The sequence below is a fragment of the Roseospira marina genome, assembly GCF_014197855.1.
In the GTDB taxonomy this organism is placed as follows: domain Bacteria; phylum Pseudomonadota; class Alphaproteobacteria; order Rhodospirillales; family Rhodospirillaceae; genus Rhodospira; species Rhodospira marina.
Genome location: NZ_JACIGJ010000003.1, coordinates 337,707 through 351,326, shown reverse-complemented (window position 1 = coordinate 351,326; position 13,620 = coordinate 337,707). Strand labels below are relative to the sequence as shown.

The 13,620-nt window shown below is 69.9% G+C and carries 14 protein-coding genes; 9 read left to right on the top strand and 5 right to left on the bottom strand.

Annotated features, from left to right (window positions below; all coding sequences use genetic code 11):
- Positions 1 to 35: 35 nt before the first annotated feature.
- Positions 36 to 617 (bottom strand): nitroreductase family protein, encoded by a 582-nt coding sequence (locus GGD82_RS06005; RefSeq protein ID WP_170284273.1) that lies wholly within the window; start codon positions 615 to 617, stop codon positions 36 to 38.
- Positions 618 to 751: 134 nt separating this feature from the next.
- Between GGD82_RS06005 and GGD82_RS06000 the strand changes: the two genes are divergently transcribed.
- From GGD82_RS06000 to GGD82_RS05970, 7 genes are all read left to right on the top strand, one after another.
- Positions 752 to 2,458: an ABC transporter permease gene (locus GGD82_RS06000; protein WP_150062308.1), complete on the top strand. Its 1,707-nt coding sequence runs from the start codon at positions 752 to 754 to the stop codon at positions 2,456 to 2,458.
- Positions 2,455 to 3,087 carry an ATP-binding cassette domain-containing protein gene (locus GGD82_RS05995; RefSeq protein ID WP_150062309.1) on the top strand — a complete coding sequence of 211 codons (633 nt, stop codon included), beginning with the start codon at positions 2,455 to 2,457 and terminating at the stop codon, positions 3,085 to 3,087. The genes GGD82_RS06000 and GGD82_RS05995 overlap by 4 nt, the downstream gene beginning before the upstream one ends.
- Before the next feature lie 368 nt (positions 3,088 to 3,455).
- Positions 3,456 to 4,979 carry a succinyl-CoA:acetate CoA-transferase ScpC gene (gene scpC / locus GGD82_RS05990; RefSeq protein WP_150062310.1) on the top strand — a complete coding sequence of 508 codons (1,524 nt, stop codon included), beginning with the start codon at positions 3,456 to 3,458 and terminating at the stop codon, positions 4,977 to 4,979.
- 146 nt (positions 4,980 to 5,125) lie between these two features.
- A complete protein-coding gene (locus GGD82_RS05985) occupies positions 5,126 to 5,485 on the top strand; it encodes a CidA/LrgA family protein (RefSeq protein ID WP_150062311.1) in 360 nt (119 codons plus the stop codon).
- Positions 5,482 to 6,189: an LrgB family protein gene (locus GGD82_RS05980; protein ID WP_150062312.1), complete on the top strand. Its 708-nt coding sequence runs from the start codon at positions 5,482 to 5,484 to the stop codon at positions 6,187 to 6,189. The genes GGD82_RS05985 and GGD82_RS05980 overlap by 4 nt, the downstream gene beginning before the upstream one ends.
- Before the next feature lie 139 nt (positions 6,190 to 6,328).
- Positions 6,329 to 6,742, top strand: a complete 414-nt coding sequence (locus tag GGD82_RS05975; RefSeq protein WP_150062313.1) for a universal stress protein — start codon at positions 6,329 to 6,331, stop codon at positions 6,740 to 6,742.
- Positions 6,743 to 6,814: 72 nt separating this feature from the next.
- The gene (locus GGD82_RS05970; protein ID WP_150062314.1) at positions 6,815 to 7,234 is read left to right on the top strand and encodes a CBS domain-containing protein; all 420 of its coding nucleotides are present in this window, start codon (positions 6,815 to 6,817) and stop codon (positions 7,232 to 7,234) included.
- Positions 7,235 to 7,273: 39 nt separating this feature from the next.
- Here the strand turns inward: GGD82_RS05970 and GGD82_RS05965 are convergent, their stop codons facing one another.
- The gene (locus GGD82_RS05965; protein ID WP_150062315.1) at positions 7,274 to 7,924 is read right to left on the bottom strand and encodes a DUF2087 domain-containing protein; all 651 of its coding nucleotides are present in this window, start codon (positions 7,922 to 7,924) and stop codon (positions 7,274 to 7,276) included.
- 371 nt (positions 7,925 to 8,295) lie between these two features.
- On the opposite strand from GGD82_RS05965, the gene GGD82_RS05960 reads away from it, so the two are divergent.
- Both GGD82_RS05960 and serA read left to right on the top strand, forming a co-directional pair.
- Positions 8,296 to 9,468: a phosphoserine transaminase gene (locus tag GGD82_RS05960; protein ID WP_150062316.1), complete on the top strand. Its 1,173-nt coding sequence runs from the start codon at positions 8,296 to 8,298 to the stop codon at positions 9,466 to 9,468.
- Positions 9,469 to 9,621: 153 nt separating this feature from the next.
- The gene (gene serA / locus GGD82_RS05955; protein ID WP_150062317.1) at positions 9,622 to 11,199 is read left to right on the top strand and encodes a phosphoglycerate dehydrogenase; all 1,578 of its coding nucleotides are present in this window, start codon (positions 9,622 to 9,624) and stop codon (positions 11,197 to 11,199) included.
- Between the two features lie 78 nt (positions 11,200 to 11,277).
- Here the strand turns inward: serA and ccmB are convergent, their stop codons facing one another.
- From ccmB to GGD82_RS05940, 3 genes are all read right to left on the bottom strand, one after another.
- The gene (ccmB, locus tag GGD82_RS05950) at positions 11,278 to 11,946 is read right to left on the bottom strand and encodes a heme exporter protein CcmB (RefSeq protein ID WP_150062318.1); all 669 of its coding nucleotides are present in this window, start codon (positions 11,944 to 11,946) and stop codon (positions 11,278 to 11,280) included.
- The gene (ccmA, locus tag GGD82_RS05945; protein ID WP_150062319.1) at positions 11,943 to 12,707 is read right to left on the bottom strand and encodes a heme ABC exporter ATP-binding protein CcmA; all 765 of its coding nucleotides are present in this window, start codon (positions 12,705 to 12,707) and stop codon (positions 11,943 to 11,945) included. Before ccmA ends, ccmB begins: the two co-directional genes overlap by 4 nt.
- 84 nt (positions 12,708 to 12,791) lie before the next feature.
- The gene (locus tag GGD82_RS05940; RefSeq protein ID WP_211364761.1) at positions 12,792 to 13,595 is read right to left on the bottom strand and encodes an inositol monophosphatase family protein; all 804 of its coding nucleotides are present in this window, start codon (positions 13,593 to 13,595) and stop codon (positions 12,792 to 12,794) included.
- Positions 13,596 to 13,620: the final 25 nt, after the last annotated feature.

The window sequence follows — 13,620 nt, the reverse complement described above, 5'->3', positions numbered from 1 at the left end:
AGGAAAATGGACGATTGTGACTCCAGCGAGCGCCGTTACGATCCGGTCCACTCCACGATGTAGTCGGACGGCTCCGGGCGCTTTTTCGGAGGGCTGGCCGACGCCCCTGGGCCGCGTGTGCCGACGTGGACGAACCCGATGATGTGGTCGGTCGGCGCGAGTCCCAGGGCGGTCTTGACCCGTTCGCTATAACTGGGCTGGCCGGTGACCCAAACGGCGCCATAGCCCATGTCGTGAAAGCAGGACTGGATGACGAACGCGGACAGGCCGCCGGCCACCACCTGCTCGATCTCCGGCACCTTCGGGTGGGCGCGCGGCGAGACCGCGACGACGATCAGCAGGGGGGAGCGCAAGGGGCCGTCGCGGCGCTTGGCGATCTCCGTCTCGCTGGCCTCGGGATCGACCGCCAGCAGGTCGTCGACGAACACCTCGCTCAGGCGGCGCTGGCCGGCCTCGCGCACCATGAGGAAGCGCCACGGGCGGATGGCGCCATGCTCCGGCACCGCGACGGCGGCGCGCATGACCTCGGCCAACTCGTCGTCGGTGGGGCCGGGGGTGGTGAGGTTCTTGGCGGAGGTGGACTCGCGGACTTGCAGGCGCTGAACTAGACTCGTCACGTGGGTGCTCCCGGTCAGGCGAAGTGCGGTGGAGCCCGGTTCCGGACACGGTGCTCCTCCGCCTGCCATATAGGGCGTTTCGCCGGCCGCTGCATCCCGGGACACCGTCTCGTGTCCCGCTGTATGGTCCCCGTATGACCCGTGTGTTTCCACCACTGACCCTGGCCGTGTTTCTGGTGCCCGTGCTGGCGGGGCTGGCGGGAACGCTGTTGCCGGCGTTCGGCGTCCTGCCCGGGGTCGGAGGCACGCCGAGCTTGGAGCCCTGGCGGGACCTGGGCGCCGCCGCCGGCTTGGGGCGGTCCGTTGCGCTGTCGTTGGGCATCGGCGTGGGCGCGGCGGTGCTGTCGCTGGCGTTGGCGTTGGGGATTGCGGCGGGCGCGCAGGGGACGCGCGTGATGACGGCGTGCCGCCGCGCGTTGGCGCCGCTGCTGGCGGTGCCGCATGTCGCCGTGGCGTTGGGGCTGGCGTTCCTGCTGGCGCCCTCGGGCTGGTTGGCGCGACTCGCTTCGCCCTGGGCCACGGGGTGGACGCTGCCGCCGGACCTCCCGACCGTCCCTGATCCGTTTGGGTTGGCCGCCGTGCTGGCGCTGACCCTGAAGGAAACGCCGTACCTTCTGTTGATGCTGCTGGCCGCGCTGGGGGCGGTGCAAGCGGACCGCTCGGTGGCGGTGGCGCGCGCCCTGGGCTATGGGCCGGTCGCGGCCTGGGTGCGGGTCGTGCTGCCGCGCGTGTATCCCCTGATCCGGCTGCCTGTGTACGCCGTGCTGGCCTATTCGCTGTCGGTGGTCGATGTGGCGCTTGTCCTGGCGCCCGGTACGCCGGGGCCGCTGGCGGTGGAGGTGGTGCGCTGGTTGGGCGATCCGGATCCGGCGCTGCGGATGCAGGGCGCGGCTGGTGCGGTGCTTCAGACCGGGCTGGTGGCGGGCGTCCTGCTGGTCTGGCGGCTGGGCGAAGCCGGCGTGGCGCGCCTGTCCCGGTCCTGGGTGACGGCGGGGCCGCCGACTCCGACGGCCACGCCGACTCTGGGCCGCCGGGCCGGGCCGGGGATGGTGCTGGCCGTCGCCGGTCCTTTGGTCGCGCTGGTCGCCTTGGCGCTCGTCGGCATGGCGCTCTGGTCGGTGGCCACGGCATGGTTCTGGCCCGCGCCGTGGCCGGCGGGCCTGACGCTGGACACTTGGCGCCGCCACCTCGCCGCGTCGCCGGGGCCCCTGTGGACCACGGTCACGGTGGGCGTCGCGGCGACCGGGCTGGCGGTGGCGCTGGCGCTGGGCAGCCTGGAGCACGAGCCGGCGCGCGGGCGCCCCTCCGGCCGAGGGAGCCTGTGGCTGCTCTACACGCCGCTGCTGCTGCCGCAGGTGGGGTTCCTGTTCGGGGTGCAGATCCTGGCCGTCTTCGCGGGGCTGGACGGGACCTGGGGCGCCGTGGTCTGGGCGCATCTGCTGTTTGTGCTGCCGTACGTGTTCCTGGCGCTGGCGGATCCGCACCGCCGGCTGGATCCGCGCTGGCGGCGCACGGCCCGGAGTCTGGGGGCGGGACCGGGTCGGACCTTTGTGCGGGTCGTGGTGCCGCTGCTGTTGCGCCCGATTCTGTTCGCAGCCGCCATCGGGTTCGCCGTCAGCGTGGCGCAATACCTGCCGACGCTGTTCCTGGGCGCGGGCCGTCATCCGACGCTGACCACGGAGGCGGTCGCGCTGGCGGCCGGGGGCGACCGGCGTTTGATCGGGGTGCGGGTCTTCCTTCAGGCCGCGCTGCCGCTGCTGGTGTTCGGTCTGGCGCTGGCTCTGCCCCGCGTGCTGTTCCGGTCGCGTAGCGCCATGGCGGCAGGGGAGGGGACGGTATGACCCTGGCGCTGGAGGCCGTGACGCTGCACCTGGGCACGCGCCGCCTCCTGGGGCCGTTGTCGCTGGCGGTCGCGCCGGGGGAGACGGTCACGGTCATGGGGCCGAGCGGGTCCGGCAAGTCCACCCTGCTGGACGCCGTGGCGGGGACGCTGTCCCCTGCGTTCCGGCTGTCGGGGCGGGTAACGCTGGACGGGCGCAATCTGGGCGGCCTGCCGCCGGAACGCCGGCGGCTCGGGTTGCTGTTTCAGGACCCGATGCTGTTCCCGCATCTGTCCGTGGGCGGCAATCTGGCGTTCGGCATTCCGCGCGGCGTGGGCCGGCGGGCGCGTCGGGCGCGGGTGGCGGCGGCCCTGGCGGAGGCGGACCTGGACGGCCTTGAGGACCGCGACCCGGCGACGCTGTCCGGCGGGCAGGCGGCTCGGGTGGCGCTGCTGCGGGTGCTGCTGGCGGAGCCGCGCGCGCTGCTGCTCGACGAGCCGTTCTCGCGCCTGGACGCGGACCTGCGGGCGCGGGTGCGGGCGTTCGTGTTCGACCATGCGGCGGCGCGCGGGCTGCCCACGGTGCTCGTGACCCACGACCCGGACGATGCACGCGGCCGGATCCTGACGGTGGCTGAGGCGGGCGCGTGACCCTGGACTCCGCGGGGCGGTCCGCCCCGATCGGCACCCCAAGTCATGCGTGTTTGGCATGCCAGGTTCCCTTGCACCGCGGCACGAAGAGGCACGTATTGGCTGTTTGTCCTGCTGCGCTGCCAGAAGATGCCATCCGGTGTGCAGGGGGTGGTTCGACATCTTTTTGAAAACAAATCGAAAAAATAGGCCCTGAGGCGCGATCTCGTGCGCACTCGTTCATGTTGCGGTGCGAAGGAAAGTTTCGTGAAGAACCCGACCCGGGTGTGCTGTCTTGCGCACGAGGGCCCTGGCACCGGTGTGGGATTCCATGCTTATCGGGTTGTATGACGGACCGCGCTATAAGCGCCAAGCGGAGGGAACGCCGGATGTACCAAGACCGCATCAAACCACGCAGCCTGTGGGCCAAGGTGGTGACGCCGGAAGAAGCCGCCCTGCACATCAAGGACGGCATGACGGTCGGCATGTCCGGATTTACCCGTGCGGGCGAAGCCAAGGCGGTGCCGATGGCGCTGGCCGAGCGGGGCCGGCGCGAGAACTTCAAGATTTCGCTGCTGACCGGCGCCAGCCTTGGCAACGACCTCGACAAGACGCTGGCCGAGGCGAACGTTCTGGCCCGCCGCATGCCGTTCCAGGCCGACCCGGCCCTGCGCAAGCGGATCAACGCCGGCGAGGTCATGTTCGTCGACCAGCACCTGTCCGAGACGGTGGAGATGATCCGCTCGCGTCAGCTCGGCCCGATCGACGTCGCCATCATCGAGGCGGTGATGATCAAGGAGGACGGCTCGATCGTGCCGACCACCTCGGTCGGGAACTCGGCCACCTTCGCCATGCTGGCCGAAAAGGTCATTGTCGAGATCAACATGACGCTGTCACCGGACCTGGAGGGGATGCACGACATCTATATTCCCACCCGCCGGCCGTTCCGGGGCCCGATTCCCATCACCAACCCGCGCGATCGCGCGGGCATGCCGTCGATTCCGCTGGATCCGTCGCGCATCGCGGCCGTGGTGATCTCGGCCAAGCAGGACAGTTGCTCCAACATCGCGCCGCCGGACGACGAAACCAAGGCCATCGCGCGCCATCTGTCGGACTTCCTGGGGAACGAAGTCGCGAAGGCCCGCCTCAGTACCTCGCTGGCGCCGTTGCAGGCCGGCATCGGGTCGATCGCCAATGCCGTGATGCACGGCTTCATCGACACCGATTTCCACGACCTGACCATGTATTCCGAGGTGCTTCAGGACAGCACCTTCGACCTGTTCGACGCCGGCAAGCTGACGTTCGCCTCGGGCAGTTCGCTGACCCTGTCGCAGGAGCGCAACGCGCAGGTGTTCGCCGACTTCTCCCGTTACAAGAACCGGCTGGTGCTGCGTCCGCAGGAGATCTCCAACCATCCCGAGGTCATCCGCCGCCTCGGCCTGATCGCCATCAACACGGCGTTGGAGGCCGACATCTACGGCAACGTCAACTCGACCCACGTCATGGGCTCGCAGATGATGAACGGTATCGGCGGGTCCGGCGACTTCGCCCGCAACGCCTATTTGTCGGTGTTCGTGACCAAGTCCACGGCGAAGGACGGCCGCATCTCCTCCATCGTGCCGTTCGTCAGCCACGTGGATCACTGCGAGCACGACGTGGACCTGATCATCACCGAGCAGGGCCTGGCCGACCTGCGCGGTCTGGCGCCGCGTGAGCGCGCCAAGACCGTGCTGGCGAACTGCATCCACCCGGACTACCGCGACATCATCGGCGATTACATGCGCGATGCCGAGCGGACCGTGGGCGGTCAGACCCCGCATATCCTGGAACGTGCCTTCGAGATGCACATGGCGTACCGGGATCATGGCGACATGCGGCAGGTGGGTCTCGACCGGGCCGCCGCAGCGGAGTAAGTGTCGGGATAGATCACCGGCACCGGCCACGAACGTCAACGGCCCTCGTCAGCGGTCGTTGGCGCGTGGCCGGCGGCGGACGATCGGTCCCGTCTGCCCTTCGTGAACCGGCGCGCCCAGACCCGGTTCACGAAGGACGCCTCTCTATGCTTTCCATGCTTGCCCTGCTGTTGGTGTTTCAGTTGGCCGGGGAGGCCCTGTGCCATGCCCTGGCGCTGCCCGTGCCAGGGCCCGTGGTGGGGATGGTGGCCCTGGTGCTCGTGCTGATCGCGCGCGGCATTTGGGTGGGCCCCGACGCCGCCGTGCCACCGGATCTGGAGCGCGTGACCTCGACCCTGCTGGGGCACCTGTCCCTGCTGTTCGTGCCGGCGGGCGTGGGGGTGACCACGCACCTTGCCCTGCTGGCCAGCGAGGCCGTGCCGATCACGGTCGCCCTGGTGGGCAGCACGGTGGCCGCCATCGCGGTGGCCGGGGTGCTGATGGCCCGTCTGGAGAGACGGCCATGATGCACGGACTGACGGACATCTGGGTCTATCTGGCCCGCGATCCCCTGTTCGGGCTGACCCTGACGGTGTTGGCCTATCTTGCGGCGGACGTGGTTTACCGGCGCCTTAAGATGCATCCCCTGGCCAATCCGGTGCTGTGGTCCGTGGTGGTTCTGGGGCTGGTGCTGGCGGGGACCGGCATTTCCTACGACCGCTATTTCCAGGGCGCGCAGTTCATTCATGTGCTGCTGGGGCCGGCGACCGTGGCGCTTGCGGTGCCGCTGTACCGGGCCTTGAACATGCTCCGAAGCGGGTGGCCGGGCGTGGCGGTGGCGCTGTTGGCCTCCGTCCTGGTGGCCTCATTGGGCGCCATCGGCCTGGGGATCGCCTTCGGGGCCGGCGACACCACTGTGGCGTCCCTCGCGCCCAAATCCGTGACAACCCCCATTGCCATGGGCATCAGCGAGCGTATCGGCGGGCTGCCGTCCCTCACGGCCGTGCTGGTGATCCTGACCGGGATCCTGGGCGCGGTGCTGGGGCCGTCCGTGCTGAACGCGCTGGGCGTGCGGAACCCGCGCGCGCGTGGGATCGCGCTGGGCGCGGCCGCGCACGGCATCGGCACGGCGCGCGCCTTCAACGAGAGTCCCGAGGCGGGGTACGCGGCCAGCCTGGCCATGGGGGGGGCCGGCGTGCTGACGGCCGTCGTGTTGCCCATCCTGTGGTAAAGGCCGATCCCATCCCCCGCCGACCGTGCCGCTGACCACTGCGGACGAATCCGGGGCGCACCGACCATCGCGATGGAACGCGCCCCGGGCGGGTCGCGTTGCCTCCCTGTCCCCATTTGGACAGAAAGGGAGGCTCGCTATGTATTCCCGCATCATGGTGCCGGTCGACCTGGCCCATCAGGACGCCGTAACCAAGGCGATGGATCAGGCCGCCGACCTGTCGAAGCTGTATGACGCGCCGGTCAGCGTGGTCGGGGTGACGGTGTCACAGCCCACCGCCGTGGCCCGTTCCCCGGATGAGTACGCCGAGAAGCTGAAGGCGTTCGTCGAGGATCACGCGCAGCGGACCGGGGCGCGCCTGGAGGCTCACCCCGTCGTCAGCCACGACCCCGCCGTCGATCTCGACGACCTGCTGCGTGAGCAGGCGGAGAGCATGGGCGCCGATCTGGTCGTGATGGCCTCTCACATTCCGCGGTTCAGCGACATGGTGTTCGGGTCCCACGCGGACTCCTTCGTGCGGCACAGCGACGTGTCGGTGTTCGTGGTGCGTTGACCGCGCGATCCCCACCCTTTCACGGATCACCCCCTAATCTTTTCCCCCAGTCGATCGAGGGAGCAGACGTCTATGAAACGCCTGAAGCAGATCATGTCCACCGGCCTTGCCACCATCACCCCGACCGCCAGTCTGAAGGCGGCGGCCCGCGAGATGGACACCCGCTCCATCGGCATGCTCGTGGTGGACCGCGACGGCACGCTGGTGGGTACCCTGACCGACCGCGACATTGTGGTCCGCGCCGTACGGGAGGGTTGGGACGTCAACAATACCCCGGTGCGCGACGTTATGACGGAGGACGTCCGGACCATCGACGAAGAGGACTCGGTGGTGGACGCCGCCCGGATCATGGCTGAGGCGCAGGTCCGCCGGCTGCTGGTGACCAACGCTCGCAAGGAAATCGTCGGCACCGTGTCGCTGGGCGACCTTGCCATGCGCGGCGAGGATTCCGCCGCCGTCGCCGAGGCGACGCGGGGCGTGTCCGCGTCCTAACCCCGGTGTCGCAGCGTTGTGGGGGCGCCCCCGGCCGGATCAGGCCGGGAGCGTCTCTGTGCCGGGGGCCTGGGCGACGAGATCCCGGGCCCGGCCCACATAGTGGATCAGGGCCAAGGCCTCTGCTGGCGGGCGCCGTTCCACGCGCCGGTACTCCCGGCCGTCGCGGGTGCGGGTCATCAGGCCCGAGTCGCAGAGTTCGCGGCGCAGCAGGGCATGGTCCCCGAACCCGTGCCACAGGTTCAGGCGGTCGTTGACGGCCCGCTCGGTGAGCGCCGTCCGGCTCGGGAACCGCGCCCACAGCACCCACAGACACAACGCGCGTTCGCTGGCCTTCGGCGGCCAGCGCGTCATGATGCCCCTATGGTTGAACACGCGGATCACCCGGTGCACGCGCACCAAGTCCACGGGCGCCTCGGCGACCGGCTCGGGAGCCGGTTGTTCGAGGCGCGCGCGGGCCACGGCCTGGGCGCGGAAGTGCTGGAAATTGCGGAAGCCGCTGGCCCGCGCCAGCATGTTCAGCAGCTCGACATGACTCGGCGTATTTTGGGCCCCACCCTGGGGAGCGCCTTGGGAGACGTCTCGGGGGCGATCTTGGGGGGTGTCGGCGCGCGCGTCCCACTGGTCGCGCAGGGATCGGGCCAGCGCGGAGATATCGTTCGCGGCGAACGGAAAGGCGGTCCTGGACATCGCTTATCCTCACGATGTGCCGGTTTGGTCCGGGAAAGGACTGTCGGGGGTCGCCGGCTTCCGACACGGCACGGGATAAGGTGTCGGTCGAGGAGGACGGATGCGGGCAGGTTTAGCTCCCCTGACGGGGCGGCGACGCCTCGGTGAACTGCCGACCGGTCGGGTACCTTACATGCGCCGGTCGGGCGGGGCAAGTCGGTTGAGCGGGTGTGACCGGCCGGACCGGCGCGGCGCTAAACCTATCATGGCGGGTCTGTGCGCGGGGGCGGCCCTTTTTTCGCTGTTGACCCTATCCCACCCCGGGCCTATCAACGGCGCGGGCCACGACCTCCCAACGGGTCGAGACCCTTCTGCCAAGGAAGGGAGACTTCATGACGGCTGTACAGCAACCGGCCACCCGGCCGGCAAACCCGAACTTTTCCTCCGGCCCCTGCGCCAAGCGCCCCGGCTGGTCCCCCGCCGCCCTCGCCGACGCCCTGGTCGGCCGCTCCCACCGCTCCAAGCCGGGCAAGGCCCGCATCAACGCGGTGATGGACAAGAACCGCGCCCTCCTCGGCCTGCCCGAGGATTACCGCATCGGCATCGTTCCCGCCTCCGACACCGGCGCGGTCGAGATGGCGCTGTGGTCCCTGCTGGGCGAACGCGGCGTGGAGATGCTGGCGTGGGAAAGCTTCGGCAGCGGCTGGGTTACCGACGTGGTCAAGCAGCTCAAGCTGACCGACGTGCGCACCCTGAAGGCCGAGTACGGCGCGCTCCCCGATCTCACCCAGGTCGATTTCGACTGTGACGTGGTGTTCACCTGGAACGGCACGACCTCGGGCGTGTGTGTGCCGAACGGCGACTGGATTCCGGCCGACCGCGAGGGGCTGACCATCTGCGACGCCACCTCCGCCGCGTTCGCCATGGACCTGCCGTGGGACAAGCTCGATGTGGTTACGTACTCCTGGCAGAAGGTGCTGGGCGGCGAGGCGCAGCACGGCGTCCTGATCCTGTCGCCGCGCGCCGTGGAGCGCCTGGAGAGCTACACCCCGGCGTGGCCGATGCCCAAGCTGTTCCGCATGACCAAGGCCGGGAAGCTGTCCGAGGGCATCTTCAAGGGCGAAACCATCAACACGCCGTCGATGCTGGTGGTCGAGGACGCCATGGACGCCCTGACCTGGGCCGAGACCATCGGCGGCCGGGAGGGGCTTCTGGCCCGCACCCGCGCCAACCTGAAGGCCGTCGAGGATTGGGTCGCCCGCACCGACTGGGTCGACTTCCTGGCGACCGATCCGGCGACCCGCTCCTCCACCTCCATTTGCCTGAAGGTGGTGGCGGACTGGTTCACGGCCCTGCCCGCCGACGCCCAGGGCAAGGCCGCCAAGCGCATGGTCGCCCTGCTGGACGAGGCCGGGGTGGCCTACGACATCGGCGCCTACCGCGACGCGCCCGCCGGTCTGCGGATCTGGGGCGGCGCGACCGTCGAGACCGCCGATATAGAGGCGCTGCTGCCCTGGCTCGACTGGGCGGCCGCGACCGTTCAGGCCGAACTCGCCACCGCCTAAGCCCGGCGAACCCGCCGGCCGTTGTGCGTGTCCCCCTTCCTCCGGAGGGGGCGCGCACCGCCGGCCCGTTCTCCTGCCTATGTTTCGGCGCGTCCCGGCCCCTCGCGCGGCCCCGGCGCGCCCGACGCCTTCCGAACATGAAAGGACGCCACCATGCCCAAGGTGCTGGTGAGTGACAGCCTCAGCCCGCGTGCGGTCGAGATCTTCAAGGCCCGCGGCGTCGAGGTCGACGTTAAGACCGGTCTGAAGCCGGACGAACTCGCGGCCATCATCGGCGAGTACGATGGTCTCGCCATCCGGTCGGCCACCAAGGTGACCAAGGAAATCCTGGACGTCGCGACCAACCTGAAGGTCGTCGGGCGCGCCGGCATCGGTGTCGATAACGTGGATGTGCCCTACGCCAGCCAGAAGGGCGTGGTGGTCATGAACACGCCGTTCGGCAACGCCATCACCACGGCCGAACACGCCATTGCCATGATGTTCGCGCTGGCCCGGCAGATCCCGCAGGCCAACGCCTCCACCCACGCCAGCAAGTGGGAAAAGAGCCGCTTCATGGGCGTCGAGCTGACGGGCAAGACGCTCGGCATCATCGGCTGCGGCAACATCGGCTCCATCGTCGCTACGCGGGCCATCGGCCTGCGCATGAAGGTGCTGGCGTTCGACCCGTTCCTGACGCCTGACCGCGCCGTGGATCTGGGCGTGGAGAAGGTCGAACTCGACGATCTGATCGCGCGCGCCGACATCATCAGCCTGCACACCCCGCTGACCGACAAGACCCGGGGCATTCTGGACGCCGAGGCCATCGGCCGCATGAAGAAGGGCGTGCGCATCATCAACTGCGCGCGCGGCGGGCTGATCGACGAGGCGGCGCTGAAGGCGGCGCTGGAAAGCGGGCACGTCGCCGGGGCCGCCCTGGACGTGTTCGAGAAGGAGCCGGCCAAGGATAACCCGCTGTTCGGTCTCGACACCGTGGTGTGCACGCCGCACCTGGGGGCGTCGACCAGCGAGGCGCAGGAGAACGTGGCCCTGCAGGTGGCGGAGCAGATCAGCGATTTCCTGCTGACCGGCGCCGTGACCAACGCGCTCAACATGCCGTCCGTGACGGCGGAGGAGGCGCCGCGCCTGCGCCCCTACATGAAGCTGTGCGATCAGTTGGGCGGCTTCGCCGGCCAGATCACCGAAACCGGCATCCGCACCGTCCGGATCGAGTATCAGGGCGGGGTCGCGGGCCTCAACACCAAGCCGTTGACCGCCACCCTGCTGCGCGGTTTGCTGTCGCCGCTGCTGGAGGCCGTGAACATGGTCAGCGCGCCGATCGTGGCGCGGGATCGCGGCATCGAGGTGCTGGAGACCAAGACCGAGACCTGCCGCGACTACCACAGCCTCATCAAGCTGGAGGTTACGACGGAGCGCCAGACCCGCGGCGTCGAGGGCACGCTGTTCGGCGACGCCCTGCCGCGCATCGTGGACATCAACGGCATCGGGGTCGAGGCCGAGCTGGGTGCCGACATGCTCTACCTCATCAACGACGACAAGCCGGGCTTCATCGGCAGCTTGGGCACGACCATCGGCGAGGCCGGCATCAACATCGCCTCGTTCCACTTGGGGCGCGCCAAGGAAGGCGGTCAGGCGATCTGTCTGTTGCAGGTCGACGGGCCGGTGCCGGAGGAGGCCCTTGCGGCCGTCAGCGCCCTGCCGCATGTGGTGCAGGCCAAGGCGCTGAAGTTCTGACGGACCGCCAGTCGCGGATCGGGATGGGGGCGTGCCGCCGGGCGCGCCCCCTTCGTTTTCGGGAGCGGGCGAGCGGCGTTATTCCACCGCCTGACGCAGGGCGGCGCTGGCCGCCCAGGGGCACAGCACCAGGGCCGCGAGCAGCATGGCACCCAGGATCATGAGCTGCGCCTGGCTCTCCAGCCCCATCACGGCCGCGTCCACGGCCGAAACCCCGAACACCAGCACCGGGATGTAGAGCGGCAGCACCAGCAGGGACAGCAGCACGCCGCCCCGCCGGGCGCCCAGCACCAGGGCCGCGCCCACGGCGCCGATTAGGCTCAGCGTCGGGGTGCCCAGCGCCATGGCCGTCAGCAGCACGCCGTAGCCCTCCGGCCGCATGTGCAGCAGCAGCGCCAGAACGGGCGAGGCCACGATCAGGGGAAGGCCGGTGGTCAGCCAGTGCGCCGCGACCTTGCCCAGTACGATGGCCATGGTGGGCGTGGGCGTCAGGGTCAGCAGGTCGAGGCTGCCGTCCTCGTAGTCGGTCTGGAACAGCCGATCCAGCGACAGCATGGCGGCCAGCAGCGCCGTCACCCACACCACGCCCGCGCTGATGCGCTCCAGCACCGTGATTTCCGGGCCGACGCCGAACGGAAACAGCGCCACCGTGATGACGAAGAACGCCACCACCATCAGGCTGTCCGCGCCCTGACGCAGGGCTAGCCGCAGATCGCGGCGCAGAACGGCAAACACGGCCCCGATCATACCGGCATCTCCTCGTCGGGGTGTGCGTTGCCGGGCAGACCCCAGGCCCCCGCCTGTTCCACGGCGTAGTCGTCGAGGTTCAGCACCCGCGCCTCGGGCAGTGTGACCGGCTGGTGCGTGGACAGGGCGATCATGCCGCCCCTGGCGCGGTGCTCGGCGAGGATTTCTTCCAGGATGGCGATGGAGCCCACGTCCAGCGCGGTGGTCGGTTCGTCCATCAGCCACAGCGGTGCCGGCGCGGCCAGCAGGCGGGCGAGGTTGAGCCGCCGCTTCTGGCCGGCGGACAGCATGCGCCCGGGCACGTCGGCCAGATGGGACAGCGTCAGCCGATCAAGCGCGGCGGCGACTCGGGTGTCGAGATCGGCGCGTGTGTCGTCCGGTCCGGCGCAGACCCGCGCCCAGAAGGTGAGGTTCTCGCGCGCGCTCAGCACCGGCTTGATGGCGTCCGTGTGCCCGACGTAGCGGGTGCGGGCGCGGTGGCGCTCCGGCTCGTCCGCGACTGGCCCGTCGTGCCACGCCAGCTTGCCGCCCGCGGGCCGCAACAGCCCAGCCATCAGGCGCAGCAGCGAGGACTTGCCCGAACCGTTCGGGCCCAGCAGCAGAAGGGCCTCTCCGGCGCTCAGGGCGAGGTCGAGATGCGCGAACACGATCCGCTCACTGCGGATGCAGATCAGGCCTCGACCTTCGAAGCCCCCCTCGAAGCGGGACGTGGCGGTGTGCGCGGGCGAAGGCGGTGGGGCGGAGCGGGGCGCGGCGGACATGCGCGCGATCCTACGCGAGCCGAGGGGTGAAGGAAAGGCGAGGAACGGAGTGGTGCCGGGAGGCGGGCCACCGCCCGCCGCCGGTTAGCCGCCTCGCAGCACAGCGAGCAACCCGTCGTGGATCTCCGCCGTCGCGGCGGCGACCACGCGGCCGTCGGATTCCAGCGTCAGCGGTGCGCCGGTCCAGTCCGTGATGATGCCGCCCGCGCCCTCAACGACTCCGACGGCGGCCATATAGTCGTAGGGGAACAGGCCGTGGTCGATCACGCCGTCGACCCATCCGGCGGCGAGTTGGGCGTAGGGGTAGCAGTCCACGGTCGGGCGCAGGAACCGCCCCGTGCGGACCAGGCGCTCGGCGACGTCCGGCTGGTCGCGGATCAGGGTGCCGAGGTCGTTGCCGCACAGGAAGGCATCGGCCAGCGCGACGCCCTTGCGGCAGTGCACCGGGCGGCCGTTGAAGCGGCAGCCCAGGCCGGCCCCGCCGCTGAAGGTCTCACCCAGGCCGGGCATGTGGATGGCCCCGGCGACCACGCGGCCGCGATGCAGCGCCGCCACCAGCACGCCGAACAGGGGCACCCCGGAGATGAACGACTTGGTGCCGTCGATGGGGTCGATCACCCATATGATGTCGCGGTCGGTGTTGGCGCTGCCGTACTCCTCGCCGACGATGCCGTGGTCGGGGAAGCGGGTCGCGATGATGTCGCGCAGGCGGGCCTCCGTCTCCCGGTCGGCGCGGGTGACGGGGGAGGCGTCGGTCTTGCTGTCGTAGGCCAGCCCGGTGCGGAAGTGGCGCATCGGGATGTCGCCGACCCGGCCGGCGATGTCCTCGGCGGCCTCCAGGAGGACGTCGCGCTGGTCAAGGGCGAGAGGTTCGATCGCTGGCGGCACGGTGGGCGTCCTTGCGAGAGAAAGG

Bases quoted from the DNA above. Each gene is read 5' to 3' on its own strand.
- ccmA (WP_150062319.1), bottom strand. From the start codon at position 12,707: ATGTCCGCCGCGCCCCGCTCCGCCCCACCGCCTTCGCCCGCGCACACC.
- GGD82_RS05970 (WP_150062314.1), top strand. From the start codon at position 6,815: ATGAAACGCCTGAAGCAGATCATGTCCACCGGCCTTGCCACCATCACC.
- serA (WP_150062317.1), top strand. From the start codon at position 9,622: ATGCCCAAGGTGCTGGTGAGTGACAGCCTCAGCCCGCGTGCGGTCGAG.
- GGD82_RS05975 (WP_150062313.1), top strand. From the start codon at position 6,329: ATGTATTCCCGCATCATGGTGCCGGTCGACCTGGCCCATCAGGACGCC.
- GGD82_RS05980 (WP_150062312.1), top strand. From the start codon at position 5,482: ATGATGCACGGACTGACGGACATCTGGGTCTATCTGGCCCGCGATCCC.
- GGD82_RS05965 (WP_150062315.1), bottom strand. From the start codon at position 7,924: ATGTCCAGGACCGCCTTTCCGTTCGCCGCGAACGATATCTCCGCGCTG.
- GGD82_RS05995 (WP_150062309.1), top strand. From the start codon at position 2,455: ATGACCCTGGCGCTGGAGGCCGTGACGCTGCACCTGGGCACGCGCCGC.
- GGD82_RS06000 (WP_150062308.1), top strand. From the start codon at position 752: ATGACCCGTGTGTTTCCACCACTGACCCTGGCCGTGTTTCTGGTGCCC.
- ccmB (WP_150062318.1), bottom strand. From the start codon at position 11,946: ATGATCGGGGCCGTGTTTGCCGTTCTGCGCCGCGATCTGCGGCTAGCC.
- scpC (WP_150062310.1), top strand. From the start codon at position 3,456: ATGTACCAAGACCGCATCAAACCACGCAGCCTGTGGGCCAAGGTGGTG.
- GGD82_RS05960 (WP_150062316.1), top strand. From the start codon at position 8,296: ATGACGGCTGTACAGCAACCGGCCACCCGGCCGGCAAACCCGAACTTT.
- GGD82_RS05985 (WP_150062311.1), top strand. From the start codon at position 5,126: ATGCTTTCCATGCTTGCCCTGCTGTTGGTGTTTCAGTTGGCCGGGGAG.